Below are 26,620 nucleotides of genomic sequence, written 5' to 3'. Positions count from 1 at the left end.
AGCACCGCAACCTGAAACCTGCTCGGCCGCTACAGCTTCTCCGCCAGCGTCCTGGCCGCCGGCGCCCTGCGCCCGTCGCGCGACTTGGACGCGACCGAGCTGGATGAAGACGAGACCAGCGCGGAATGAATGCGGCCCGCCGTTGCCTGTGGCCCGGCGCAGGCTCGCGCGGCTGGTCAGAGGAGGGCGCCGCCGGAGACCTCGATGCGCTGGGCCGTCATCCAGCGCAGGCCATCGGACGCCAGCGTGGCGATGGCGTCGCCGATCTCCTCGGGTTCGCCGACGCGGCCGAGCGCGGTCCGCCCGGCCAGACCCTGGCGCATACCGGCGTCATCCCGCATCGCACCGCCGTTGAAGTCGGTGGCGGTCGGCCCGGGGGCAATGGAGTTGACCCGGATACCTCGGGGGCCGAGTTCTGCGGCCAGAGTGCGGCTCAGAGCCTCGACGGCCGCCTTCGAGGCGGAGTAGACCGAGGTCGCGGGACTGGTGTGGCGAGTCAACGACGACGAGACGTTGATGACCCGGGAGCCTTGCGCCAGCAGCGGCACAAGCGACTGGATGAGGAAGAACGTGCCCCGCACGTTCGTGCCGAACACCGTGTCGAAGTCGTCGGCCGTGACAGCTTCCAGCGGACCGAAGACACCCACCCCCGCGTTGTTGACCACGACATCGAGCCGCGAAGCCCCCCAGCGCTCAAGCAGTGCGCTCAGCTCGGAAGTGAAGGCTCCGAAGGAAGAGACATCGCTGATATCGAGGTGCATGACAGCGGCAGTCCCACCCGCAGCGCGCACGTGCCGCGCCGTCTCCTCCGCCCCGGCTGCATCACCCCGATGAGTGGCTACGACCCGCACCCCGCGCGCCGCCAGCGCAAGAGCCGCACTCCGGCCCAGACCACGGTTCGCACCGGTCACCAAAGCGATCTTGTCGGTTGTCATCAGCTACTCCCTCATCGCACGGCACCGGAGAAGCGGTCACCGCCATCAGAGGCGAGTCAGGCGACTCGCCTTTTCACTGCAGCGTAGGCACCTCAGAAGAGGCGAGTCAAGTGACTCGCCTCGGGTCTGGTGCATACTGCACACATGGCAGCAGAGCTCTCCGCACATCACCGCCGTCTCGCCCAGCAGAAGCGTGAGGCGATCATCTCCGCAGCCACAGACCTCTTCCTGGACCGCGGCTACGACGGCACTTCCCTCGCCCGCATCGCCGAAGGGGCGGCCGTCTCGAAGTCCACCCTGTTCAAACAATTCCCCACCAAAGCAGCCCTCTTCGAGGCCATCGTCACCGAGTCCTGGCAGCGTGACACCGCAGGCCCCGTCGCACGACCCGAGGCCGGAGACCTGCGCTCCGGCCTGACCTCCATCGGCCACCGCTACGCCGACCTGATCGGCCGACCCGGCATGACAGCACTGTTCCGCATCGTCATCGCCGAACTGCCCCGCTTCCCCGAACTGGGACGGATGCAGTTCCAACTCGGCAAACTGCCCTACTTCACCTCGGTCCAGCACTACCTGGAGTCGGAGCGCGAGGCTGGCAACGCCGACGTACCGGACTCCGAGAGCGCCACCAACCAATTCCTCGGCATGATCGCCAACTACGTGCTCTGGCCCCGCATGCTGTTGACCGACTGGAACCCCGCAGCCTCTGACATCCACAACGCCGTCGAGCAGGCAGTCGAGACCACGCTCGCCCGCTACGCCTCCGATCGGACAGTCTGACCCGAAGTCGTCCCCGCACCCGCGGGGTAGCTCGGCCGGTGCCCCGGTCTACGACGACCTGGCGACGTCGTCCCCGCGCCTGCTGGGGTAGCTCCGGCTCAAAAAGAACCCGGGCGGCACGTTGGAGACGTAGACCCGGCAGACGCGGGTGCGCTCGTGCAGGGTGTTCCAGTCCTGCTGGACCTTGCACATGCCGCCCAGGTGCAGGCAGCGCCACTTCAGGTACATCGAGTCGACCGCGCGGGCGGTAGCGATGAGGTCGTCGGCGCCGCACACCGCACACCAGGTACCGATGTCGGCGTCCGAGGGTGAGGCGTCGACCTTTCGGATGCGGGTGGTCTTCGCGGGGTTCCAGCTGCACCGGGCGCAGAGGTCCTTCCCGGTGCCCGGCCGGTGGTGGGGTCCGAGGCGATCGTCATCGACCGCGGCGTTCGCCATTGACCGCAGCACCGTGTTCTTCTCCGCCCGCATGCCCGGCCGCCTGCGAAGCCCGGGAGCCGCGTGCAGCGCGCACCAACCGGCGAACCCGCGAAGGGGTCGGTCGAGCGGACCTTCGCGGCACTTTCAACGCCCTGTTCGCCAGCACCTCGCGGCGGAGGCCCGCTTCAGCGTGGCACCCGCAGCAGCCTGGCCCAGCGCTGGAGCCCGCCCCCCGGCTGCGGCAGCTCCTCGCCGCCTTCCCCACCGCCCGGGAGGTGTGCGCCGACGCCCCTGCGGCGAGCGCCACGCACTGCGCCTGGCCTCCTCGCCCCGTACGACCCCGCCCAGATCGACGCCTGTTGCGCGTGCACGCCCGCCATACGGTCGGGCAGCGACCCGAAGACCCGGACAGCGGCGACGCGAACCCGACCCCCCTGGGGTGCATCGGGACACCGACGAAAGTGTCCTGGTAGCACCGGCGAAACGGTCGGCATCGTGATCACGATGCCGACCGTTTCGCTTTTCCCCGGTGGTGGTGGAGTGTGGTGCGGCTTGCACGCGTGGCTGCCCGGCGGCTGTGGAGCCACCGGGCAGTTGTGTTTCAGGTCTTCGGTTGTTGGCCCTCAGCTGGCTTACCGGGGTGTGACCCCTCTTATGCAGTCGTCTCGGTGGTGACCTTGACGTCCGCGCCGTCGTCGCCGGCGCCGCCGACCCTGGACGGCGTCCGGGCAGCCGTCCCGCCGCATCAGGTTGCGCCCCGCATGCTCGAAGTCCCGGTGATGCAGGGCGTCGAGCTGCGGCAGCGAGACCGCGGGCCCCGGGCCTGGACCTGCTCCCACCGCGCCCGCTCCCGGCGCCGCCACACCCACCCGGCGCCCGCGGCGAGGGCGGCGGCCGCCAGGAGCACGGGTACCGGTGGGTGCGCAACAAGCCAGCACACCAGCCCGGTCAGCACACTCCACACCACCGCGGCCGCCAGCCCGGTAACGGCCACCTGCTCCCATCCCCACCGTCCGCGGAACCAACGCCGCAGGCCGGCACCCGAGCGGCGCCCGGGCCGGCCCGGGCGGGAGAGTGCGCCGCGGCGGCGGGGCGGACTGCCCGCCCGGCGCGCTCCCCGCTGGGCCGGGGTGCGGCCGGGTGTGACTCGGTCGGGATGCGGTGGTGAGGGAGAGGAGGGCGACGGGCGGTATGGGAAAGACGTCGATGGACCATGAGGCTGCTGACCGCACCGCGCAGGCCGCCGAGCGGCACCCGGACAGCGCGACAGCGCAGGGCGGGTTCGACGACCGGGCCGCCGAGGCGGCCGACCGCAACGAGACAACCGACGACGACTGAGACCACCACCCCGTGAAAGCTGCCGGACGGCCGGGCGGAGTAGGAGCGGGCGAGCAGGACGGGGCGAGAAGGGACCTGCTGCAATGGCTGGTCCCTGGAGCTCTGGGAGATGCCGTGGGCGACATCGCCGAGCGCGTCGGCCAGCCACTGCCCGAACGCGGTCGGCGCCAGCAGCACCCCGAGCGCGAGACCAGGACCACCGTCAGCTTCTCGTCCAGCCGACTGTGGGCCTCGCGACGCAGCCGCACCACCACGATCACCGCCAGTAGCACTGCCACGTTGATGCTCAGCACCGGCCCTGACCCCCTCGTCTTCCTTCAGGCAGCCCGACGCACACCGCAGGGCCCGGACACCGTTGTAACGGCGGGTGAGACCGCCGGTGCCGCTACAGCGGGCGACGGCGAAATACCGGCCCAGGATGGCCAGCGCACTCCGGTTGCGCGTCGGCAGACGAGGGCCGGGTCCCACATCGGGCGGAGTGGGACGCGGGGCCGAGTACTGGTCCGACCTGGGCAGGGCTGTTAGGCAGGAGTCCTCAATGAGGACCCGGCCGTGCCGCCCGTGGTCACGGTGACCGCCGCGAGCGAGTCGAAGTCACCGACGAACACGACGAGGAGAGCCCCGACTCGTGGCTAGCCGTCGAGACTGCCGAGCAGGGCCCCCTGCTGCTCAGCTTCCCCGGCACGATGTTCGACGTACTGATGAAAGCCGAGGAACTACCCCTACCCCACCCCGAACCTGGGCGGCTCACCCTCACCCCGCAGGAGCCACCGCCTACCGCACCCGCATCAGCCGCACTGGCCGCGACAACCCCTGACCCCCACACCACTGCACGGCGGCGTTGCGGCGCCCCGGTCGGCTGCGTGGCGAAGGGGCTCGCCCGGCCCGTGACCACCGCAGCCCCTACCGCGTTGAACCGGCGTGCACAGCCGCCCACTTCCCGGGCAGTACCCTGGAGGGCCCCGGGTTCCTTCTCGTTCGACGGGGCCCGCCGGCTTCCCGCCAGGGAGTGCGCCCAGCCGCCCCCCGGACCAGCCGCTCTGGGTCGGTGCCGTCCGGCAGCCGGGCCCAGAGGTTCAGCCCTCCCCGGGGCACCGCCTCCAGCCGCGCCTCCGGTACGTGCTCGGCGAGCGCCCCGGCCAGCAGGTCGCGGCGGGCGGCCAGCCGGCGGCCCAGGCCCCGCAGATGGGTGCGCCAGCCGGGCTGGGTGACCACGTCCAGCGCCACCGCCTGCAGCAGACCCACTCGGCGATGCGGGCCGCGGGCGCATCACCACCCCTTCCTCGGCACCTCGCGACCATGCCCCCACCCCGCTGGAAGACAGCAGCCTGTGACCGGCCCTCTGCGGCGCACGCCGCCGGAGCCGTCAACAGGGAAAGAGGACTTTCGCGCTTGACGTGCAGAGATGAGGAAGCATGCCTGCAAGCGATCACAGCGACCTTGAGGTAGAGGACCCCCAGCTCCGAGGGGTGGCCTGGACCTGGGGGATGGACTTTCGGCCGGAGCGGAGGTGGACCGGTGGCTGAAGCAGCACCGTCGAGGTTCCGGCGGTGCTTGAGCTGCTCGACCTCGTCGTGGCCGGAACCCTCACCGCGCAGTCCGTGCGCGAGGCCATCGCCGAGCGGGCCGCCGCCCTGGACGCGAAGTACGATCCGTGCCACGGGAACGAAGCCGCCCAGCTGTACGCCCGCTGCTTCGGCGACTGCGACACCTGCTGGGCGGCCGAGCCCGGCTTCCGCCGCACCCTGGCGGAGGAACAGGAGCGCGTCGCCAAAGCCCAGGATCCCGACACCTACCCCTACGTCATCATGGGCCGGACCGCTCACCTTCGGGATGCCCTCACGCATCACCCCATCGTTCACGTGCACTCGAGCTGCCCGAGTACGAGCTCCGGCACCGTCTGAAGTGGCACGCCCACGCGGCGGGTGTCGTGCTCTCTCAAGGGGAGGCCGTCGACTGGCAGGGGCTGACACGGTGGGCACGGGCCGGCACCGGACCCCAGGGCGGTCGCTACTACCGGGCCTGCGAGTCCTGCACTCCCCCACTGCCCTGAGCAGCCCGGCGCCGGCTTGGGCGTGCTGGCATCAGGGGGGGTGGAACGAGCCGGACTGCGGTGACGGTGAGGGCAGCCTGGGCGACGTAGCAGACCACGAACACGTTCCGGATCGGCGCGGTGCGCCGGTCCCGCTCGCCTCTCATCGGCTGCGACCCGTGTCCGTACGGGTCACGGCCCACCCCGCGGGCCGGGGAGGACGGTGGACATGGTGCAGGGACGACGGTACGTGACCGGGTTCGACCCGTGATCTCCGCTGACGAACCGATGCTGATGGCACTGTCGTTCAGAGAGGGGCACCAGTGGGCCCTCCGGCCGCTGGTACCCCTCTTTGTGTGGGTGGCCGATCGGCTATCTACACCTACAGGCGTGACCAGCCGCGACCATTAGTGTGACCGCTCCCGAGACATGCCACCGGCCCCTCGAGGAGACATGTGAACGAGACGCCGGACCCCTTTGTCCTGACGCCCGAGGACCGCGAGGATCGCCTCGCCTTCGGCCGGGCTCTGCAACGCCTGCGCACTCGCTCCGGTCTGAGCCTTCGGAGGTTGGAGCAGGCCTGCGCTGAGGTGCACCGCGTCAGCAGGGGGACAATCGAGCACTGGGGCAAGGGCGGAATTGTTTCCGCAGCCAACGAACCGGCGTTCGCATGCGCACTCAGGGCCATGGGAGTGAGCGACGACGCTGCGGTCGACGATTGGATTTCGACAGCGCAGGCGTTGCGGACCCAACGGGCGAAGCCGCCGGCGGCGGAGCCATACCGCGGACTGAGAAGCTACGACGCGGAGTCCGCAGCCGTGTTCCACGGCCGGGCTGCCCTGGTCGAGGAGGTCCTCGGACGGATCGAGTTGATACGGGCGACCGGTGGCCTGCTGGTGCTGACAGGTGCTTCCGGCACCGGGAAGTCATCACTGCTGAACGCCGGTGTCCTGCCTGCCCTGGCCGCCGGCTCGCTGCCGGACAGCGGATCCTGGCCGGTGCTCGCGCTCAGTGCCGAGAGCCACGAACCGCACGCCTTGGCGGCCCTCGCCCGGGCGGTGGCGGCCCACCTTCGAGACGACCCTGAGACCGTGCTGCACGAATTGCAGAGCGGAACGGACTCGATCAAGGCCATATGTCGGCGCATCGTCTCGATGCCGCGAGAAAGGTCCGCTTCCCGCAGATCCCCGTCCGGAGGGCACGCCCGCTTTGTCGTGGTTGTCGACCAGTTCGAACGTGCTGTGGTCAGCGCTGAGGACGGCCCCGGTAGTGAGGAGTCGCTCGCCGCTTTCATCACCGTGCTCGGCGCGATGGCGACCGCGCCCGACGCCGCCGTGGTCCTGGTGGGCGTGCGCCTGGACTTCCTCGATGCCGTCGTGTCACACCGGACGATCCGCCGCCTGATGCGAGAGCGCCCGCCCGTATTCGTCGGCCCCATGGACGAGGGCGACTTGTCCCAGGTCATCGAGCGACCCTCTCGTGCCTTCGGGGTCGTCCCGGAACCGGGCTTCGTGGAGAAGGTGCTCGGTGACGTTTCTGCCCGCGGAGGTAGATCCGCCCATCAGGCGGGTGTGCTTCCCCTGCTGTCGCACGCCTTGCAAATGACCTGGGCCAGGAGTGCAGGCAAGGAGATGACGCTGGTCGACTACGCGGCGGCGGGCGGCGTCGAGGGCGCACTGCGCTCGACGGCCGAGAGCACCTACACCGGGCTGTCGCCCGCCCAGCAGGCCGTGGCCCGGCGGGTCTTCCTCTGCCTGGTGCACGTGCAGCCCACTGGGGCGGCGACCCGACGGCGGGTGTCCCAGGACGACCTGTTCATGGAGGTGGGCGGTGAGCAGGCCGACGTGGACCTGGTCCTGGACCGCTTCGTGGCCCGTCGACTACTCATCATCGACGACGGTGTCGAGATCGCGCACGAGGCCCTGATAGCAGCCTGGCCCGAGCTACGCGACTGGCTGGACGCCGGCCGCGGCGCTCGGCTGGTGGCGCAGCAGGTCAGCGCGGACGCACGCGAATGGGACCAGAGCGGACGTCCCGGCGCCGACCTCTACTCTGCCACCCGGTTGGAGGCAGCACGGCAGTGGCGTCAGAACCACCCGGCTGATTCAGGCAAGTTGACCCGGGCGTTCATCGACGCCTCGGTCCGGCGCTCCCGGCACCGGGTCCAGCTCGTATGGGGGACGATCGCCGTGCTGGTCGCCCTGCTCTGCGTCGCAGCCACCCTGAGCCTGGTCACTTCCCACCAAGCGAGCGATCTCGAACGGCAGCGCAACGAAGCCCAGTCGCGGAGCCTGGCGGTCCAGTCGTCCATCCTTCGGTCGAAGGACGTCAACTTGGCCCGTCAGCTGGCGTTGGTCGCCTACCGCATCTCTCCCACCGTCGAGGCGCGTTCGGCGCTGATGGAAGCCACCGCGCTGGCCCCGGCCGTGCGCATGCTCGGAGGTGACCGACGCCGCATCATGTACGCGGTCGGGATACACCCGGGTGGGCGGGTCGTGGCAGCGGCCTCCCAGGGTTCCGTACGGCTATGGGACGTCTCCGCCGCAAGCCGGCCCCGGGCACTGCCGCCGGCACCGGGACCCGACTGCGGCAAGATCTACGCTTTGGCCTTCTCACCGCACGGGAATGTCCTCGCCGCGTCCTGCGACGGCGGCAGCATCCACCTCTGGAACACCAGCGACCCCACCGCCCCCGTCGCCCTGCCGCCGCTGACCGGGCTGGGGACGAACATGTACTCCGTGGTCTTCAGCCGGGACGGTGCCACGATGGCCACCGCAGGCGCGCGGGCGAGGGTGAAGGGCGGTGTGAGCGGGACCGTGCAACTGTGGTCTGTCGCCGGTACATCACTCCAGCCGCTGGGCGGAGCGGTCCGGGCCGCGAAGACTTCGGCGGTGAAGTCAGTGGCCTTCCACCCCAGCGGCCGAGCGCTCGCGGTCGGCTCGGACGACGGATCCGTCGCCATATGGGACATCAGCAGGCCCCGCCGCATGACCTCGCCGGTCTCCGCCGCCGCAGGCACAAAGGCGGTCGGCCAACTCGCCTTCAGCCCAGACGGCCGACTGCTAGCCGCCGGAGGTGCGGACAATCTCGTACGCCTCTGGTCGACCGCCGACCCCCGCGAACCCGCCGTCGCGGGCGAGGCGATCGACGGCTCCTCCTCATACATCAACGCCGTCGCGTTCTCGCCGGACAGCCGCACCCTGGCCATCGCCGGCTCCGACAGCAACACCGGCCTGCGCCTGGTGGACCTGTCCAACCGCCGCGTCACCGCCACCCTGCCGCATCCCTCACCCGTAACCTCGGTCAAGTTCCGTCCCGACGGGCGGCAAGTGATCACCGGGGCGAACGACGGAGCGGCCCGGCTGTGGTCCGTCGACTCTCTCGCGTTGGCAGGCCTGGACTACACCCTCAGTGCCGCCCGCTTCAGTCCTGACGGGCGCACGCTCGCCCTGGGCAGCGCCGACCTGCGCCTCTTCGACATCGCAGACCCGCAATACCCCAAGCTGCTGGGCCGACCCCGCCGCAACGCGGACGCGTTCTCCGGCACGCTCGCCTATTCGTCCCACGCGTCCCTTCTTGCCGAAGGACACGGCAAATCCGGCACAGTGCAGCTTTGGGACACCACCGCACCCGCCCGGCCGACCCCGTACGGGCCTCCACTTCAAGCGCACTCCGCCCAGGTGGAGACGATAGCCTTCAGCCCAGACGACACCATGTTGGCCACCGGCGGCCGCGAGGGCGAGGTCCGCCTCTGGGATGTCCGCACGCCGCGGGCGCCCACACGGCTGTCCACCCCCGGCACCTTCCCCGGTTTCGTCAACCAGGTCGCCTTCAGCCCCGATGGAGAGGTCTTGGCCGCCGGCAGCACCAACAAGACCGTGCGGCTCTTCGACATCAGCGCCCCCCGAACTCCGCGTCCCCTCGGCTCGCCCCTCACGCCCGGTGACCATTACGTCTACGCGGTCACGTTCAGCCCCGACGGCAGCATGCTCGCCGTGGGACTGGCCGACGGGACCGTGCACCTCTACGACGTCTCCGACGTCTCCCGCCCCCGGCGCCTCACCAAACCCCTGGCCGGCCCGGAAGGCTACGTCCTCGCCCTCGCCTTCGCGCCCCGCGGCTCCTCTCTGGCCGCCACAGGCGGAGACGGCACCGTGTGGGTGTGGAACCTCAGCGCGGCCGGCACGCCCACGCGGTATGCCACCCTCCGCATGAGCTCAGGGGCGCTGTACCCCGCGCACTTCCATCCTCGTCGACCACTCCTGGTCTCCGGTGGTGACGAGAAGAGGGCATGGCTCTGGACCACGGACCCCGACGAGGCCGGCCGCCTGATCTGCGACACCACCGGGGACCGGATCACCCGAGAAGAGTGGGACAAGTACCTTCCGGTCGGATTCACCTACGCTCCGCCCTGCCCTTGACCCGGCTCAACCCCCTACCGGTCCGGTCCGGTGTCCAATGCATGTCCGATCGGCGCTCCCTCCCTGGCGCCGGTCGGCTTCGCCACGCCAGGGTCGCAAGCGCGGGCCGGAGACCTCCAGGCCCATCGCCTCCCCATCCTGCTGCCGGGCCTCACCGGCCAGACAGCGGAAAGGAACCGGTCGAGTATGAAGAATGACAAGCGCCTGGGTCGCATAGACCGCAGGTCGGCCGTCTGCCTTACGGCCGTCGCCGTAGCAGTCCTGGGTCTGACGGCGCCGGCCACCCCGGCAAGCGCCGCGTCCTCATGCGGGTCGAGCAAGTTCGTCCAGCAGATCGAGGTCGTTGAGTGGGAGGACGGTAAGTTCCAGATCGTCCTGACCCCCACCCCCGAGGCCCGCTGGCACGCCGCTACCGCGGTCAGCCCGCGCGATGCAGTGGTGGAACAGTGGCACGCCATCCAAGGCTGCGTCCCCGGTCTCGAAGGAGGACTCGCGGACACCATCTGGGACCAGCTGGAGTGCCATCAGCTGCACGCGTCCGTTCCCGCCTTCCGCGAGGGCAGCATGTGGGCCACCGGGGAGACCTACGAACTGGAGAGCTGGCGACCGGTCCTCCCTCGCGCCGTTCCCGGAGGCACGTTGGTCTTCACTCAGTGCATGAACCTCTTGGGCGGAAATCCGGACGGTCCCGGTTCCGGTCCCCGCCGCCCCGACGACGGCCGACTCGACCTGCACGGGGCCCAGGAGAACATCGCCTGAAGGCTTCCGACAGTGCGCTGACCCACACTGTCCCCGCCTGGCCCCTCGGCCTCACCGACCTGACGCCCTGCCGGCGCATCACTCGCCCGGCAGGGCGTCGCCATGTTCAACTCCGCGCACCGTCCGCCGCTGAACGAGCCGAACGCTTCCGGCGCCTGAATCCGGCCCCGGCTGCCGGCGACCCTCTCCAGCGGTCGCGGCCGTACGCACCAGCCTCCGCGCCAACAGCATCAGCGGACGCAGAAGCCGCGGACCAGGCGGCGCGCCCTAGCGCCTGGCGGGAACTCAGTCCGCGGCCCGACGGAAGCCGTAGGAACGAAGTGCGCGCAGCCGTCCGAAGCACTGTCCAACCCTGTCCTACCTGCGGCTCCGCCCTTGATCAGACGGCGGCGGTGCGCGCTGACTGGAGGGGCGCCCCGGTCTTCGGCGGCGCCTCGTCCAAGGTGACGAGAGGGAAAGACACGAAGGAGAACGTGATGCGACCCATCTGGAAGGCGTTGGGTACGAAGACCGGCGTCGCCACGGCGACCGCGGGCCTGGCCATGACGGCGCTGCTCGCCGGCGCCGGCACCGCTGAGGCGGCGGGCAGCTACATCTCATCCAACAGCGGCGGGGCGAACATCCGCAGCTGCTCCAACACCGGCTGCTCCTCCTACGGCTACCTGCGCAACGGAGCGGGTGTCTCGATGCAGTGCTGGCGAGACGACCAGTGGGTCTACCCGCCGAGCGCGAACTACGCCTCGAACCGCTGGTTCAAGGTGTCCAGCTCGGTGGGCACCGGCTGGGTTCACTCCTCGCTCGTCGGCGGCCAGGCCGGCGTCGGCCACTGCGGCTAGCGGCGACTCCAGGTTTGCGGGCCCCGCTCCTGCGGAGCCCGCAAACCTCACATCCCCACCCCCTACGTCGGTGCCCGGCCGCCTCATCGGCTGGTGCGCGTCGTCCCCGCCCCCGCGGGGACGACCCAGCCGCAGGCCGCCTCTGCCACCTGCGGGACGGGGGGGCGGCCGGGCCGACGCGGTCAGCGGCCGGTGGAGTGGCGCGGGTGGGAGCGGTGGGCGGCGGGCCGGGGCGCTCCGGTCCAGGGGGCGGGCTCCGGGGGGCGGCGGGAGCGGGACGGCCGGGCGCGCCCGGGTCCGTCGCCGTTCGCGGAGGCGGAGGGTTCGTCGGGGACGGGACCCAGGCCGAAGCCGTTCAGGCCGGCCCGGAACAGTCCATGGGCGACCCGCCGCCGGGCGGCCGTCTCCAGTTCGTGCCGCAGCGGACCGGCCCGGAGCACCACCGCGGGTCCGAGCAGGCCTTCGACGAGTGCCAGGGCCCCGGCGAAGTCGCCGTGGTCCAGGCGGTCCCGGACGCCTTCGAGGCGGTCCGGGGAGCGGTGGGCCCGCTCGACGGCCTGGAGGCAGGGCAGCGGGGTGCCGGTCAGCGCGGCCAGCAGTTCCTCCCGTGCGAGCTCGGCGGGTCCGTGGTCCAGCGGTCTCAGGACGCCGTCGACCAGGCCGACCCGGTGGCGGGCACCCTGGCAGTCCACGACCAGGAACAGTCGTTCTGTCGGAACAGAGTCCTCGGTGGGGTCGGCCGGTGGGCGGTCCGGGCCAGGGCGTCCCGGACGCGGGGGTGCAGCCGGTCGGGAGGGATCAGTCCGGCGCGCAGCAGCTCCAGGTCGGGCAGGGTCCAGGTCGCGGCGTCCGGCAGGACCGGCAGAGGGCGCCCGGGGCGCCGGGAGGCCGCGCGGTGATCCGGGCGTGCGGCACGTCGGCCCCGTCCCCGTACCCGTGCCGGACCCCGTCTCCGTACCCGGTGAGCTCCAGCACCAGCCGGTGCCGGCCGCCGAGCCGGATCGAGACGGCATTGATGGCCCCTTCCTTGACGGACCCGCGGTCGGCGGTGAGCAGGATCGCCGCCTCGGCCGCCCAGCGGTCCATGGCGCAGCGACGGTCGTCCGCGCCGGGCGGGGCGCCGGTGGCGGGTGGGTGGTGGGCTCCGGTGCGTAGGGGCAGCTCGTCGGCCCGCTCGGCGTCCCAGAGGTGCCGGTGCAGTTCGAGGCGGAACCGGAGGTCGGGGCGGGGGTGCGGATGGCGGAGTGCGGCGGACCCGGTGCGGGTGCCGTCCCAGAGCGCGAGGCTCAGCCGCTGGCAGGCGTCCGCCCAGGCGGGTGCGGTGCGGACGACCAGGTGCAGCGGGTGGCCGCCGCCGTGCCCGATGGGCCCGTACCGGGTCAGGGTGAGGGTGAGGGTGAGGCCGGGGCGGAGCAACCCCCGCGGGGCGATCCTCGGCATATGCCAGCGCAGCAGGTCGGGGGCGAGTCGGCGCAGATCGGCGCGGACCCGGGCGGCGAGCTCGCGCCCGTGGTCACGGGCGGTGGCGCGCAGATCGAGATTCCAGGTCGACGGCCGCGGCGGCACAGGCGCCCGCCTAGTCCCCGGCGGTGCGCCGGGCGGTCGCGGTCTCGATCACGGACGGGGGCACGGCGGACTCGCGCACGCGCCGCCAGAGGGTCAGGCGGGGATCCGTCGTCACGGGGTGAGTGGCCATCAGCACTCACCTTGCGAGGACGGGGCCCCCTTCCGGTGCGGGGAGGAAGTCGTCATCGCGGGGAGCGTAGCGTCCGGGCGCCGCGCGGCACCAAGGGTTTTCCCGTCCCGTCCGAGCCGAGCCGGGCCGGCCGGGCCGGTTCGGCCATGCGGATGAATCGCTGCAAAACTAGACTTGTCGACAAGGCTTCACTTCTCGAGGGAGGTCTCCCATGGGCGGTTCGCGGGCTCGTCGACGCGGGGTGTACCCGGGCGTGGCGCTGGTGGCCGCGCTGGCGCTGCCGGCCTCCACGGGTGCGGCGTACGCGGCCCAGGGCCCGCCGGGTGGGCTTCCGGTCGCCTCGGCCGTCCTGGCGGCGCAGCCCACCCCCTCTGCGGACGCCTTCGGCTCGCTGACGCCCGAGGTGGCCGAGCGGCTGGACGCGGCGGTCCGGCGGACCATGCGGGAGGCCGGGATCCCGGGGGCGGTCGTATCGCTGTCCGCCCCGGGCAAGGGTGAGTACCTGCGGGCGTTCGGGGTCGCCGACAAGGCCACCGGCGCCCCCATGGAGACCGGCTTCCACACCCGGATCGGCAGTGAGACCAAGACCTTCACGGTGACCGCGATCCTGGAACTGGCCGACCGGGGCGCGCTGTCGCTGGACGACCCGATAGCGAAGTACGTCGAGGGGGTCCCGAACGGCGGGAAGATCACCCTGCGGGATCTGGCGGACATGCGCAGCGGGCTGTTCAACTACACCGAGGACGACGCCTTCGGGAAGCAGCTGATGGCCCATCCCCGGGAGCCCCTCACCCCGCGGCAGTTGCTGGACTACTCCTTCCGGCACCCGGTGAACTTCCAGCCGAACGCGCAGTTCGAGTACAGCAACACCAATCTGATCCTGCTGGGGCTGGTGGTGGAGAAGGCCGGCGGGCAGCCGCTGCACGACTTCCTGCGGGAGAACGTCACCGGACCGGCCGGGCTGCCGGACACCTTCCTGCCGACGGGAGCCGAGTTCCCGGAGCCGCACGCCCAGGGGTACACCGACGGCGGCGGATCGACGGAGGAGAACGCGACGGACTGGAACCCGTCCTGGGCCTGGGCGGCCGGTGCCATGATCTCCACCGTCCGCGATCTGCGCTCCTGGGCGCGCACGGTGGCCACCGGCACCCTGCTGGAGCCGGAGACGCAGGCCCAGCGCCTGGTACCGCGCTCCAAGTTCGACGCGAGCATCGCCTACGGCATGGGCATCTTCCTCACCAACGGCTGGGTGGGGCACAACGGTTCGCTGCCGGGGTACGAGTCGGTGACGATGTACCTTCCCAAGGCGCAGGCCACCATGGTGGTGGTGCTCAACACCGACGACGTGTCCGACGGGCAGGAGCCGAGCACCCTGGTCGCCTCGGCGGTGACCAGGATCGTCAGCCCCGACCATGTGTACACGGTCCCGACGACGCCGGTGGCGCCGTCCGCCAAGCCCTCCCCCTCGTCCTGAACCGTCCTTCAGCCGCTGCCGTCGGCTCAGGCGGTGTGCGCCACCTCGCCGGCGACGACCACGATCTCGGCGACGGTCCCCGGGATGTCCTCGGGGGCGCAGCGGAGGATGTCCCGGGACAGTACGGTGAAGTCCGCGGCCTTGCCCACGGTCAGCGAACCCCGCTCGTGCTCCAGGAAGTTGGCGTACGCGGAGCCCATGGTGTAGCCGTACACGGCCGTCTCCACATCCACCGTCTCGGCGGGTCCCCACGGTTCGCCGCCGCCGAGCGGGCGGCGGGTGACGGCGGTGTAGATGCCGACCATCGGGTCCATCTCGGCCACGTTCCAGTCGCTGGAGAAGGCCAGCACCGCCCCGGCCCGGTGCAGGCTGCGCATCGGCCAGGCCTTGTGCCAGCGCTCCGGGCCGACGTTCTCGGCCCAGTCCCGGCCGGGTCCGGCGATCTCCGGGGCGCAGTGCCGGGGCTGCATACAGGCGACCACGCCCAGTTCGGCGAAGCGCGGCACATCGGCCGGGTCCAGGCACTCGACGTGCACCACCTGGTGGCGGGAGTCCCGGGGGCCGTTGAGGGCACGGGCGTGCGCGGCGGCGTCCAGCACGGTGCGGATGCCCCGGTCGCCGGTGGCGTGGACGAAGCACTGGAAGCCGCGGGCGTCCAGCTTGGCCAGCAGCTCGGCGAACTCCTCGGGCGGGTAGAAGGTCTCGCCCCGGTGGTGGCCGCAGCCCGCGTACGGCTGGAGCAGCGCGGCGGTGCGCGGTTCCACCACGTCGTCGATGTAGAGCTTCAGCGGTCCGACCCGCAGCCGGTCACCGGACAGCCGCTCGGCGGCCGCCTCGAACTCGTCCAGCTCGGCGTCGGTGGTGCCGCGCGGGTGGAAGAGGGCGGCGACGATCCGGGAGCGCAGCCGGCCCTCGGCGCGGGCCCGCTCGAACAACTCCAGGTCGTCCAGGGAGTTCTGCGGTTCGACCACGGTGGTCAGCCCGTAGCGGATGGCGTCGTCCAGGCTGCGGGCGAGCCGCTGGTACTGCCGCTCCGGTGAGGCCCAGGGCACGCCCAGCTCGCGCAGCGCCCGGTGGCCGTCGCGGGAGAGGCCCCGTACCGCGAAGTCGGTGACGAAGCCGGTGGGTTCGCCGGTGGCGGGGTCGGTGGCGGCCCGGCCGAAGGGCAGGTCGGTGCGGTCCCGGGTGACCCCGAGGCGGCGCAGCGCGGCGGTGTTGAGCCAGGCGGTGTGCACGTCGTAGCTGAGGACGATCGCCGGGGTGTCGCCGGTGGCCGGGTCGAGGTCGGCGGCGCACGGCATCCGGCCACCGGGGATGGCCGAGTAGTCGAAGGCCTCGGCCTCGATCCACTCGGCGTCCGGGTGGGCCGAGTGCCAGGCGCGGATCCGTTCCCGGATGCCGTCGAGGGTCCCGACACCGGCGAGCTGCGCACAGGCCGCGTCGGAGCCGAGCCGGACGTGGTTGTGGGCGTCGATGAAGCCGGGCAGCACCAGCCGGCCGCCGGCCTCGATCACCTCGGTGCGCGGGCCGGTCCAGGCGGCCGCCTCGGCGTCGAGACCCAGCCAGACCAGCCGGCCGTCGCGGACGGCCAGGGCCTCGGCCTCTGGCAGCTCCGGGTCGACGGTGTGGATACGGGCGCCGCGCAGGACCAGGTCGGCGGGGCTGGGGGTGGGGGCGGGGCTGGTGCGGGGCACGGGGATGGCTCCTTGGGGCGGGCTGGGGGGGGATCAGCGGGCGGTGCGGCGGGCGAGCGCCGCGTAGACGAGGCCGGAGACGAGTGCGCCGAGCAGGGTGAGGTCGGCGCCGCCCAGCGGGGCGACCAGCGGTCCGGTCCACAGCTCGGAGTCGCAGGTCAGGGCGGCGAAGGCCATCCCGGCCAGCAGGGCGGCGAGGCCGGGCGGGTGGACGCCGGCCCGGTACCAGTAGCGGCCGCCGCGTCCGGAGTGCAGGGCCTCGGTGTCGTAGCGGCAGCGGCGCAGCAGCATGTCGGCGAGGAAGACCCCGCCCCAGGGCGCGAACACGATGATCAGCAGGGAGAGGAAGGAGAGCAGCGAGCTGGTGAAGTCCACCAGGAACAGGGCCCCGAGGGAGCCGAGCGCGGTGACCGCGGCGCTGATCACGATGGCCCTGGCGCGGGTCCAGGGGATGCCGAGGACCTGGAGGTTGAGGCTGGAGGAGTAGAGGGTCAGGATCGAGTTGGTGACCGAGCCGAGCAGGACCAGCAGCAGGAAGGCGGGCTGGAACCAGCCGGGCAGCAGCGCCTCGGTGGCGGCGACCGAGTCGGTCATGTCGGTCCGGGTGGCGGCGGCGACCCCGGCGATGCCGAGGGCCGCGGAGGAGAGGAAGCCGCCGAGCGCCCCGCACCAGGTCAGCGCGCGCAGTGAGGTGTCGCGGGGCAGGTAGCGGGTGTAGTCGGCGGGCATCGGGACGTAGGAGAAGGGCCCGGCCAGCATGACCACGAAGGCCAGGCTCCAGCCCGCGGCGCCGGGGGCGGTGGCGGGTGCAGCGGTGGTGTCGGCGCCGGGCAGCAGCAGGACCAGCAGGACGCCGAAGCCGGCGGCCAGGACGTAGGCGAGCCAGCGTTCGGCCAGCTGGACGGTGGCGTGGCCCCACATGGCGACGGCGAAGGTCAGCACCAGGGTGGCCGCCAGGGCGACGGCCCGGGCCGTGGTCCCGTACCAGCCGGCGTCGGCGAACAGCTCCTGCAGGGCGAGGGTGCCGACGACCGTGTTGACCACGGTGTAGCCGATGCTGACGACCCAGTTGAGGGCACCGGCGGGCAGGTTGCCCAGGACGCCGAAGGCGGCGCGGGAGATGACCAGGGTGGCGGTGCCGGTGCGCACCCCGCTCAGTCCGGCGGCGCTGATGGCGAAGAACGCCAGCCCGCTGGCCAGGACCACGGCGGTGGCCTGCCAGAAGGACAGGCCGAAGGCGACCGCGAGGGCGCCGTTGATCACATAGGTGAAGGTGAGGTTGGAGCCGAACCAGAGCCAGAAGAGGTCCCGGGCCCGGCCGTGCCGCTCCTCGTCGGGGATGGGGTCGATGCCGTGGGTCTCCACCCGGAAGACCTCGTCGCCGGCGACCCCGGTGCGGAGGCCGGCGGCCTGCTGGTGGGCGGGGGCCTCCCGGGGTGCGGAGGCCGTGGGGCCTCCCGAGGCGGCGGGGGCCGCGGGGCCTTCCGGGGCGGTGGAGGCCGCGGGGGTCTCCGGGGCGGTGGGCGGTTCCGGCTGGGACCGGCCGGTGGTCTGGGACGCCATACGGCACCTCCTTGGATCCTTATTCCTTGATCCTGAACGCCCGATCTCGAACGCCGTTCAATGATCTTGAATGTCGTTCAAGAAACTAGAACGGCATTCAAGATGTACGCTCGGGCAGGAAACGTCAAGGCCCCCGCACCGGGAATCCGGGGACGGGGGCGGCAGGGAGGGTGGTCAGTGGGGCGCCGGCGCGACGGACAGGTCACCCAGGAGCGGATGCTCGAAGAGGCCATGACGGTCATCGCCGAGCAGGGACTCGCCCCGCTCACCATGTCGGCGCTGGCCGACCGCCTCGGCACCAGCGGCGGGCACATCCTGTACTACTTCGGCAGCAAGGACCGGCTGCTGCTGGAGGCGCTGCGCTGGAGCGAGGCCGCGCTCACCGAGGAGCGGCGCGCCCTGCTGGCCCGGCGCACGGCGGCGGAGCGCCGGCTGGACCAGTTCCTGGGGCTGTATCTGCCGCGCGGCCCGCGCGACCCGCGGTGGATGCTCTGGATCGAGCTGTGGGCCCGCACCCAGGCCAACGAGGAACTGCGGCAGGCGCAGGAGGAGTTGGACCAGGGCTGGCAGCGCGACCTGCGGGCGCTGCTCGCCCAGGGCGTGGACCGGGGACGCCTCGCCGTGGACCTCGACGTACCGTCCCGGGCCCGCGAACTGCTGGCGCTGCTGGACGGGTTGAGCATCCAGGTCGTGCTGGGCCGGCGGGACGAGGACCGCGGCCGGGCGCTGGCCTCGGCCCGCGCGGCGGCCGAGCGCCTGGTGCCGCGCGCCTGAGAGCATGCCCCGAGGACCGATGCGGGGCTTGAGGACCGAGCCGAGGGGGACCCGATGACCGAACAGGACCGACCGAGCCGCGCGGCGGCGGTGTTCGACGCGCTGGGGGCCTCGTACGAGGAGGCGTTCGCCCGTTCGGAGCCCCATCGGCGCTCGTTGGAGTGGCTGCTGGGCCGGCTGGAGCCGGGGAGCCGGGTGCTGGACGTGGGCAGCGGCACCGGGCGCCCGACCGCTGCGGTGCTCACGGCGGCCGGGCACCGGGTGCTGGGGGTGGATGTGTCACCGGTGATGGTGGCGCTCGCCCGGGAACGGGTGCCCGGTGCGGAGTTCCGCTGCGCCGATGTCCGCGAACTACCGCTCGACGAGGCGTCGTTCGACGCGGTCTGCGTCTACTTCCCGCTGCTGATGATGGGGCGGGCCGAGCAGGCGGAGGTGCTGCGGCGGCTGGTGCGGGCGGTCCGGCCGGGCGGCGCGGTCGCGGTGGCCACGGTCGCCGCCGATGTGGAGGACGTGCCGTTCGTCTTCATGGGGCAGCCGGTGCGGGCCACCAGCTTCGCCGCGGAGGACTTCGCCGCCGTGCTGGCCGGGGCCGGGCTGCGCGTACTGGCCCGGGAGGAGGCGCTGTTCACCCCGGACCACCCGGACGCGCAGCCGGAGCCGCAGCTGTTCGTCCATGGAGTACGGGATGGCGTACGGGAGTAGGCGCGGCCCTCACCCGGTGGTGCCGGGCGCCGGGGCGCGGTGCGGGTGGGTCCACAGTCCGCGTGCCGCGAGCAGGGGCAGCACCCCCTCGCCGAACCAGTATGCCTCCTCCAGGTGCGGGTAGCCGGAGAGCACGAACTCGTCGATCCCGAGCCGGTGGTACTCCTCGATCCGTTCGGCGACCTCCTGGTGGCCGCCGACCAGCGCGGTGCCCGCGCCGCCCCGTACCAGCCCGATCCCGGCCCAGAGGTTGGGGTGGATCTCCAGCCCGTCCCGGCCGCCGCCGTGCAGGGCCAGCATCCGGCGCTGGCCCTCGGACTCGCTGCGGGCCAGCCCGCTCTGCACCGACCGCACGGTGTCGGGGTCGAAGCCGTCGAGCAGCCGCCGGGCCTCCGCCCAGGCCTGTTCGGCGGTGTCCCGGGTGATGACATGCAGCCGGATGCCGAAGCGCACGCTCCGGCCCTCCTTCTCGGCCAGCGCCCGGATCCAGGCGATCTTCTCCGCCACCGCGGCCGGCGGTTCGCCCCAGGTGAGGTAGACGTCCGCATGGCGTGCGGCGACCTCCCCGGCGGCGGGTGAGGAGCCGCCGAAGTAGATCTCCGGCCGGGGCTCCGGGACCCGGGCCAGCCGGGCGTCCGCCACCCGCAGATGCTCCCCGCTGTGGTCGACGGTCCCGCCCTCCCACAACCGGGTGACGATGTGCAGGAACTCGTCGGTACGGGCGTAGCGGGCGTCCTTGTCGAGGAAGTCCCCGTAGGCGCGCTGCTCCCGGCTCTCGCCGCCGGTGACCACGTTGAGCAGCAGCCGTCCGCCGGAGTGCCGTTGGAAGGTGGCGGCCATCTGCGCCGCGAGGGTCGGCGAGACGAAGCCCGGCCGGAAGGCGACCAGGAACTTCAGCCTCTCGGTGTGCCGGCTGACCATGGCGGTGGTCAGCCAGGCGTCCTCGCACCAGGCTCCGGTGGGGGTGAGCGCCCCGGTGAAGCCGAGGTCCTCCGCCGCCCGGGCGATCTGCGAGAGGTAGCCGACGGTGGGCGGCCGGTCGGCCCCGGAGGCGGTGACCGCGGTGCCGTGCCCGCCGCCGACGACATGCCGGCTGTCGCCGTTGGTGGGCAGGAACCAGTGGAAGGTCAGGCGGGACACGGGAGCCTCCGGGGCCGGTGGGGGGTGGTGGGGTGGTGCCGCCGCTACTTGGCGGTCTTGGGCAGGCCGGGCGGGTTGATCTCGGACTTCGCCACGGCCTCCGTGGACAGGCCCCAGCGCTGGAGCACCTTGGCGTAGGTGCCGTTGTCGATGACCTCGTTGAGCGCGGCGGCCAGCGGCTCGACCAGTCCGCTGTCCTTCTTGGTGGTGGCCGCGATCAGTCCCTGGAGGCCGTCGCCCGCGCCGGAGAGGGTGCCGGCGATCTCGGTCCTGCCGGCGGAGGCCACCCGGTAGGCGGCGGTCGGGCTGGGGCCGAGGAAGAGCTCGATCCGGCCGGACTCCAGGGCGAGATAGGTGTCCGAGGCGGCCTTGTAGTACTTGATGTCGACCGGCTCCAGACCCGCCTTCTCGGCCTGCTTGCTCCAGTCCACCAGGATCTTCTCCTGGTTGGTGCCGGAGTCCACGGCGATGGTGCGGCCGGCCACGTCGCGGAAGTCGTCGATCTTCAGCTTGCTGCCCTTCTTCGCCTCGAAGGCCAGGTCGTCCTTGCGGTAGGTGGCGAAGTCGTACTTCTCCTTGCGCTCCTCGGTGACGGTGATGTTGCTGAAGCCCGCGTCGTACTTGGCGGCGTCCAGGCCGACGAAGATGTTCTCCCAGGAGACCGAGGTGAACTCGGGCTTCAGGCCGAGGGTGCCCGCGACCAGATGGGCGATGTCGGTCTCCACGCCGATGCGCGTCTTGTCGTCGGTGGCGTAGAAGCCGAGCGGCGCCGAGGCGTCCGCCGAGTTGACGATCTTCAGGGTGCCTCTCTTGCGTACCGCCTCCGGCAGCTTGGCGGCTATCGCGTCCACCTTCGGGGTGGTGACCCGGTTCTGGTCCGGGCTGTTGTTGATCTTGACGGATGTGCCGGTCTTGCCGGAACCGTCGCCCGGAGCCTTCACCTCGGTCGTGGCCCCGTCGCTCGGGTTGGCGCAGGCGCCGAGGAGCAGTGCGGCGGCGAGTCCGATGACGGTGGTGGTGGCGGTGCGGCGGGTGTACACGGTGGTTCTCCTTGCGGGGTGGGTGGGACGGGAGGGAGTGGACAGGGAATGGTCAGAGGACCTTGGCTCGGGGTGGTCAGAGGACCTTGGCGAGGAAGGCACGGGTGCGCGGATGGCTGGGGTCGTCCAGGACGGCCGAGGGCGGCCCCTGCTCCACCACCACTCCCCCGTCCATGAACACCACGGTGTCGGCCACCTCGCGGGCGAAGCCGATCTCATGGGTGACGACGATCATGGTGGTGCCGGTGCGGGCCAGGTCCTTGATGACGTCCAGGACCTCGCCGACCAGCTCCGGGTCGAGCGCCGAGGTGGGCTCGTCGAAGAGCAGCACCTTCGGCTCCAGGGCGAGCGCGCGGGCGATGGCGACCCGCTGCTGCTGGCCGCCGGAGAGCTGCCGCGGATAGGCGCCGGCCTTGTCGGCCAGACCGACGCGCTCCAGCAGCCGGCGGGCGGTGGCCTGGGCCTCGGCCCGCGGGCGGCGCAGCGCGGAGACCGGGGCCTCCACCAGGTTCTCCAGCACGGTGAGGTGCGGGAAGAGGTTGAAGTCCTGGAAGACGAACCCGATATGGGTGCGCTGCCGCAGGACGGCCTTCTCCTTCAGCTCGTACAGCCGGCCCCGGACGCTGCGGTAGCCGATCAGCTCGCCGTCGATGCTGATCCAGCCGCGGTCCACCTTCTCCAGGTGGTTGATGGTGCGCAGCAGGGTGGACTTGCCGGAGCCGGAGGGCCCGAGGATCGCGGTGACCTCCCCGGGGCGCAGCCGCAGATCGACCCCGCGCAGCACCTCCAGCGCTCCGAAGCTCTTGTGGACGCCTCGGATGTCGACCATGGCCTGGTCCTCGCTCATGGCTGCTCCTTCAGGGGCCGGGGTACGGGTGGGGGTACGGGCTGGGCCGCCGCCAGGCGCCGCAGGCGCTGGAGCGGGGTGGGCGGAGGGGTGCGGTCGGCGCCGCGGGCGTAGCGGCGCTCCACGTAGAACTGGGCCACCGACAGCACCGTGGTGAGCAGGACGTACCAGGCGGTGGCGACCATCAGCATCGGGATGACCCGGCCGGTGCGGCCGTAGACCACCTGGACCTGGTAGAAGAGCTCGCCGATGGCCATCACGTAGACCACCGAGGTGCCCTTGAGCAGGCCGATGATCTCGTTGCCGGCGGTGGGCAGGATGGCGCGCATGGCCTGCGGGAGCACGATCCGGCGGATCTGCCGCAGCCGGGGGATGCCGAGTGCGGCGGCCGCCTCCAGCTGCCCGTGGTCCACGGAGAGCACCCCGCCGCGGACGATCTCGGCGGCGTAGGCGGCCTGGTGCAGCGAGAGCCCGATGAGGGCGGCGCCGATGGTGCCGATCAGGCTGTTGCTGTCCACCGACCAGAAGACCGGGCCGAACGGGATGCCGACGCCCAACTCCCGGTACAGCGCGCCCAGGTTGAACCAGAACACTAGCTGGACGATCATCGGGATGGAGCGGAACACCCAGACGTAGGACCAGGCCACGGTCTGGAGCACCGGGTTGCGGGAGAGCCGCATGAAGGCGAGCACGGTGCCGAGGAGGAAGCCGAGCACGGTGGCGTAGGCGGTGAGCTGGAGGGTGACCAGTACGGCCTGGACGATGGTCTCGGACAGCACGTAGTCGGCGAAGACGTGCCACTCCCAGACGGGGTTGGTGACCAGGCCGTGCACGAACTGGGCGACGAGCACGGCGACGGCCGCGGCGGCGGCCCAGCGGCCGTAGTGGCGTACGGGGACCACGCGCAGTTCGGCAGGGTCCTCGGTCGGAGGCGGGGGCTGGGTGCCGGGGGGCGCGAGGAGCGGGCCCGGCGGGGCGGGGTCGGTGGTCAGTCCCATGATGGTGTCGTGTCTCTGCTCGGCGGGCCGCGGAGGGGTCAACTTCGCGCGTGTTCGGGAGGATTGATCTCGGACTTCTCGATCGCGGAGGCGGTGGTGCCCCATTTCTCCAGGATCCGGGCGTAGGTGCCGTCCTTGATCAGCTGGTTCACGGCGGCCTGGAAGGCGGGGGTGAGCTCGGAGCCCTTGGCGAAGGCGAAGCCGACGTCCAGGCGGTGGTACTCGCCGAGGAAGGTGGTGCCGGCCGCGGGCTGGGCGGCCTGGTGGCGCAGCCCGTTGATGGTGGACATCACCACGTCGATCCGGCCTTGCCGCAGTGCGGTGTTGAGGGCGCCGGACTCGCTGAAGACACTGACCCGGTACGGCTTCCTCCCGGCCTTGGCGCACACTCCGCGCTGGGCGTCGAGGGTGGCCTCGAAGGTGGTGCCGGCACTGGTGCCGACGGTCAGCCCGCACAGCTCGGTGAGGTCGCCGACCGGCTTCTTCAGCCTGGTGTTGCCGGTCTTCACCGCGAAGCCCTGGCCGTCGTTGATGTAGGTGACGAAGTCGACGGTCTTGCGGCGTTCCGCGGTGACGCCGAAGTTGCCGGTGCCCAGGTCGTACTTGCCGCTGCCGAGGGCGGGCAGAATCGTCTCGAACGAGGCGTCCTGGCGCTCCAGTTCCAGTCCGAGCACCTTGGCGGCGGCGTCGGCGAGGTCGATGTCCTGTCCGGCGGGCGGTTTGCCCTGGCCGTCGGGGTAGTACGCCCCGGGCGGGGCGCCGATGGAGCTGCCGACCCGCAGGGTGCCCGCCTCGCGGACCTTCGCGGGCAGCAGCGCGGCGACCGTTTCCACCGTGCGGACGGCGGCCACCGGATCGGCGGTGGGCGCGGGTGAGGCGCCGCCCGCCGCCACGGCCCCGCCGTCGCCGGAGCCGCAGGCCGTGAGCACCGGCAGCAGCAGCACCGGCAGGAGGAGGGCGGCGCGCCGGACGAGGAGGGTGGTGGGCCTCATGGGGTGGCCTCCCGGGTGGACGTGAGGCGCTTCTCGAAGGGCAGCGGGCCGCCGGTGGCCTCCGGGTCGGCCTCGGTGTCGAACAGCGGGGTGTATCCGGTGACGAGGTAGAGGTTGCGGGCCTCCGGCTGGCGGTGGCCGGTGGTGAGATAGATCCGCCGGTAGCCCGCGGCGGCCGCCTCGCGCTCCAGTTCGGCGACGACCAGCCGGGCCAGCCCGCGCCTCCGGTGCGCGGAGTGCGTCCAGATCCGCTTCAGCTCGGCGGTGGACTCGTCGTAGCGGCGGAAGGCGCCGCCCGCGACCGCCTCGCCGTCCTCCAGCAGCAAGACGAGCAGCCCTCCGTGCGGCGGGGTGAACTCCTGGTCGGGGTAGCGGGCGAGTTCGCTGTGCGCGTTCTTGCCGTAGCGGGCCGAATACTCGTCGCCGAGCTCGCGCAGCAACGGCCGCACCCGGGGATCGGCGACCTCCACCCGGACGAAGGACCGTGCGGAGGATATGGCGGCGGCACCGGCGATAGGCGCGGTGGCCGGCGCCTGGGCGGGGGCGGTCATCCGCGCACCGCCGTGAGAGCCGCGGGGGCGGTGGCCTGGCCGGTGTCAGGGCCGGTGCCGCGGCCGGTGGCCTGGCCGGTGTCACGGGCGGTGTCGCGGCCGGCGGCCTGGTCGGCCGCTTGCGCGGCGGCTCGCTCGGCATCGCGTTCGGCGCCCCGCCTGGCCTCGCGTTCGGCGTCGCGCTTGGCGACCTCCTCGCGGACGATCGGGATGACATGGCGGCCGAAGTCGATGGCGTCGCCCAGCAGGTCGTAGCCGCGGGCGGAGAGGATGTCCACACCGAGGTCGTAGTAGTCCAGCAGGGCCTGGGCGACCGTCTCCGGGGTGCCGACCAGGGCGTTGGAGTTGCCGGCGCCGCCGGTGGCGGCCGCGGTGGGGGTCCACAGGGCGCGGTCGTAGCGCTCCCCCGCCTCGGCGATCGCGATCAGCCGCTGGGAGCCGGTGTTCTCGGGGTCACTGCCGCGGCGGTGGCGGACCAGGCCCTGCTCCTTGCGCTGCCGGATCGCGCCGACCGTGCGGTGCGCCTTCTCCCAGGCCAGCTCCTCGGTCGGGGCGATGATCGGGCGGAAGGCGACCTGGATACGCGGCACTTCGGTACGACCGGCGGCCCGGGCTGCGGCCTTCACCGCCTCGATCTGCTCCGCGGTCCGCGCCAGCGGCTCGCCCCACAGGCAGTAGATGTCCGCCTCGGCGCCCCCGGCGGCGAACGCGGCCGGTGAGGAGCCACCGAACGAGACGTCCGGGCGCGGCTGCTGAACGGGGAAGACATCGCTGACGAAGTCCTGGAAGCGGTAGTGCTCGCCCTCGTGGTCGAAGGGCTCATGGGTGGTCCAGATTCTCTTGACGATCCCGATGTACTCACGGGTGCGGGCGTAGCGTTCGTCCTTGGTGAGGGTGTCGCCCTCCCGGCGCTGCTCGTGGTCGTTGCCGCCGGTGATGAAGTGCACCGTCAGCCGGCCGCCGCTGATCTGGTCCAGGGTGGCGAAGGTCTTGGCGGCGAAGGTCGGGTAGGAGACATTGGGGCGGTGGGCGAGCAGGATCTGCAACCGGTCCAGCCTGCTCGCCAGATACGCGGCGGCCGGGGCGGGATCCGGGGAGCCGGAGCCGTAGGCGAACAGCACCCGGTCCCAGCCGTGGTCCTCGTGGGCGCGGCCCAGCCGGAGCGTGTACTCCCGGTCGAAGGCGGCACCGGAGCGGGCGGTGGTCTCGGAACCGTCGTTGGTCGCGGCGATGCCAAGGAACTCCACAGGCATGGAGATGACCTTTCAGCGATAAGTCGATACATGGATACGTCGTCGTACGGGGCGGTGCGCAACGGCCGGATGGCGGCGACCGCCCCGGCGGGGGCGCATCGGGTAGGCGGAAGCGTCGAAGGAGCGCGCACCGGGAAACGGCGGCGCCGTCAGGTGCTACGACGAGGTGCTACGGCGTGGGTGCTACGGCGTGAGACGCGAGGCGTCGAAGGGGGCGGCGGCAGCGCGCGTCCGGCTCGTACGCTCCCGGTGCGCGGGTCGGCGTCCGCGCACAGCGGTGGTACGAGGGAGGGGTCGGCCCGCGACGGGGTACCGAGGGAGGGAAGGGCCGATCAGACGGCCCGCTGCCGCGTCAGGCGCAACACGCCGCGGACC

20 protein-coding genes and 2 pseudogenes are annotated in these 26,620 nt (G+C 72.0%); 9 read left to right on the top strand and 13 right to left on the bottom strand.

Annotated features, from left to right (window positions below; all coding sequences use genetic code 11):
- Positions 1–176: 176 nt before the first annotated feature.
- Positions 177–935, bottom strand: coding sequence for an SDR family NAD(P)-dependent oxidoreductase (locus M1O15_RS13635; RefSeq protein WP_248634065.1), 759 nt, complete (start codon positions 933–935; stop codon positions 177–179).
- A 144-nt stretch (positions 936–1,079) separates the two neighbouring features.
- Between M1O15_RS13635 and M1O15_RS13630 the strand changes: the two genes are divergently transcribed.
- On the top strand, positions 1,080–1,715 hold the full coding sequence (locus M1O15_RS13630; protein WP_248634064.1) for a TetR/AcrR family transcriptional regulator: 636 nt from the start codon (positions 1,080–1,082) through the stop codon (positions 1,713–1,715).
- Positions 1,716–1,802: 87 nt separating this feature from the next.
- Here M1O15_RS13630 and M1O15_RS13625 read toward each other — a convergent pair.
- A pseudogene (locus M1O15_RS13625) lies at positions 1,803–2,153 on the bottom strand (hypothetical protein); the annotation flags it as partial.
- Between the two features lie 1,173 nt (positions 2,154–3,326).
- Here M1O15_RS13625 and M1O15_RS13620 point away from each other — a divergent pair.
- Entirely contained in the window at positions 3,327–3,473 is a 147-nt protein-coding gene (locus tag M1O15_RS13620; protein ID WP_248634106.1) for a hypothetical protein, read from the top strand.
- 903 nt (positions 3,474–4,376) lie between these two features.
- Here M1O15_RS13620 and M1O15_RS13610 read toward each other — a convergent pair.
- Positions 4,377–4,718 (bottom strand): hypothetical protein, encoded by a 342-nt coding sequence (locus M1O15_RS13610; RefSeq protein WP_248634063.1) that lies wholly within the window; start codon positions 4,716–4,718, stop codon positions 4,377–4,379.
- Between the two features lie 305 nt (positions 4,719–5,023).
- On the opposite strand from M1O15_RS13610, the gene M1O15_RS13605 reads away from it, so the two are divergent.
- The 4 genes from M1O15_RS13605 to M1O15_RS13590 all read left to right on the top strand — a co-directional run bounded on the left by M1O15_RS13605 (position 5,024) and on the right by M1O15_RS13590 (position 11,521).
- Complete coding sequence (locus M1O15_RS13605; protein WP_248634062.1) at positions 5,024–5,377, top strand: hypothetical protein; 354 nt, start codon at positions 5,024–5,026, stop codon at positions 5,375–5,377.
- 583 nt (positions 5,378–5,960) lie between these two features.
- Positions 5,961–9,926: an nSTAND1 domain-containing NTPase gene (locus M1O15_RS13600; protein ID WP_248634061.1), complete on the top strand. Its 3,966-nt coding sequence runs from the start codon at positions 5,961–5,963 to the stop codon at positions 9,924–9,926.
- A gap of 186 nt (positions 9,927–10,112) precedes the next feature.
- On the top strand, positions 10,113–10,685 hold the full coding sequence (locus M1O15_RS13595) for a hypothetical protein (protein ID WP_248634060.1): 573 nt from the start codon (positions 10,113–10,115) through the stop codon (positions 10,683–10,685).
- A 476-nt stretch (positions 10,686–11,161) separates the two neighbouring features.
- On the top strand, positions 11,162–11,521 hold the full coding sequence (locus M1O15_RS13590) for a hypothetical protein (protein ID WP_248634059.1): 360 nt from the start codon (positions 11,162–11,164) through the stop codon (positions 11,519–11,521).
- 182 nt (positions 11,522–11,703) lie between these two features.
- On the opposite strand, the pseudogene M1O15_RS13585 reads toward M1O15_RS13590, so the two are convergent.
- Positions 11,704–13,217: pseudogene (locus tag M1O15_RS13585) on the bottom strand (hypothetical protein).
- 211 nt (positions 13,218–13,428) lie between these two features.
- Here M1O15_RS13585 and M1O15_RS13580 point away from each other — a divergent pair.
- Positions 13,429–14,691, top strand: a complete 1,263-nt coding sequence (locus M1O15_RS13580) for a serine hydrolase domain-containing protein (protein ID WP_248634058.1) — start codon at positions 13,429–13,431, stop codon at positions 14,689–14,691.
- Positions 14,692–14,717: 26 nt separating this feature from the next.
- Here the strand turns inward: M1O15_RS13580 and M1O15_RS13575 are convergent, their stop codons facing one another.
- Positions 14,718–16,385 (bottom strand): amidohydrolase, encoded by a 1,668-nt coding sequence (locus M1O15_RS13575; protein WP_248634057.1) that lies wholly within the window; start codon positions 16,383–16,385, stop codon positions 14,718–14,720.
- Positions 16,386–16,418: 33 nt separating this feature from the next.
- The gene (locus M1O15_RS13570; RefSeq protein WP_248634056.1) at positions 16,419–17,948 is read right to left on the bottom strand and encodes a purine-cytosine permease family protein; all 1,530 of its coding nucleotides are present in this window, start codon (positions 17,946–17,948) and stop codon (positions 16,419–16,421) included.
- A gap of 216 nt (positions 17,949–18,164) precedes the next feature.
- On the opposite strand from M1O15_RS13570, the gene M1O15_RS13565 reads away from it, so the two are divergent.
- Together M1O15_RS13565 and M1O15_RS13560 are read left to right on the top strand one after the other, a co-directional pair.
- Positions 18,165–18,722 (top strand): TetR/AcrR family transcriptional regulator, encoded by a 558-nt coding sequence (locus M1O15_RS13565; RefSeq protein WP_248634103.1) that lies wholly within the window; start codon positions 18,165–18,167, stop codon positions 18,720–18,722.
- Positions 18,723–18,776: 54 nt separating this feature from the next.
- Positions 18,777–19,424 (top strand): class I SAM-dependent methyltransferase, encoded by a 648-nt coding sequence (locus tag M1O15_RS13560; protein WP_248634055.1) that lies wholly within the window; start codon positions 18,777–18,779, stop codon positions 19,422–19,424.
- A gap of 9 nt (positions 19,425–19,433) precedes the next feature.
- On the opposite strand, the gene M1O15_RS13555 is transcribed toward M1O15_RS13560, so the two are convergent.
- The 7 genes from M1O15_RS13555 to M1O15_RS13525 form a co-directional block, all read right to left on the bottom strand.
- The gene (locus M1O15_RS13555; RefSeq protein ID WP_248634054.1) at positions 19,434–20,564 is read right to left on the bottom strand and encodes an LLM class flavin-dependent oxidoreductase; all 1,131 of its coding nucleotides are present in this window, start codon (positions 20,562–20,564) and stop codon (positions 19,434–19,436) included.
- Between the two features lie 44 nt (positions 20,565–20,608).
- On the bottom strand, positions 20,609–21,604 hold the full coding sequence (locus M1O15_RS13550) for an ABC transporter substrate-binding protein (protein WP_248634053.1): 996 nt from the start codon (positions 21,602–21,604) through the stop codon (positions 20,609–20,611).
- Between the two features lie 76 nt (positions 21,605–21,680).
- Positions 21,681–22,451, bottom strand: coding sequence for an amino acid ABC transporter ATP-binding protein (locus tag M1O15_RS13545; protein ID WP_282576707.1), 771 nt, complete (start codon positions 22,449–22,451; stop codon positions 21,681–21,683).
- The gene (locus M1O15_RS13540; protein ID WP_248634052.1) at positions 22,448–23,449 is read right to left on the bottom strand and encodes an amino acid ABC transporter permease; all 1,002 of its coding nucleotides are present in this window, start codon (positions 23,447–23,449) and stop codon (positions 22,448–22,450) included. Before M1O15_RS13540 ends, M1O15_RS13545 begins: the two co-directional genes overlap by 4 nt.
- 38 nt (positions 23,450–23,487) lie before the next feature.
- Positions 23,488–24,441 carry an ABC transporter substrate-binding protein gene (locus M1O15_RS13535; protein ID WP_248634051.1) on the bottom strand — a complete coding sequence of 318 codons (954 nt, stop codon included), beginning with the start codon at positions 24,439–24,441 and terminating at the stop codon, positions 23,488–23,490.
- A complete protein-coding gene (locus tag M1O15_RS13530) occupies positions 24,438–24,992 on the bottom strand; it encodes a GNAT family N-acetyltransferase (RefSeq protein WP_248634050.1) in 555 nt (184 codons plus the stop codon). The genes M1O15_RS13535 and M1O15_RS13530 overlap by 4 nt, the downstream gene beginning before the upstream one ends.
- Entirely contained in the window at positions 24,989–26,245 is a 1,257-nt protein-coding gene (locus M1O15_RS13525; protein WP_248634049.1) for an LLM class flavin-dependent oxidoreductase, read from the bottom strand. Before M1O15_RS13525 ends, M1O15_RS13530 begins: the two co-directional genes overlap by 4 nt.
- Between the last annotated feature and the right edge of the window lie 375 nt (positions 26,246–26,620).

The sequence above is a fragment of the Streptomyces lichenis genome, from assembly GCF_023218175.1.
Lineage (GTDB): Bacteria > Actinomycetota > Actinomycetes > Streptomycetales > Streptomycetaceae > Streptomyces > Streptomyces lichenis.
Note: the sequence above shows the minus strand (reverse complement) of the source record. Positions and strands in the feature narration are given on the sequence as shown.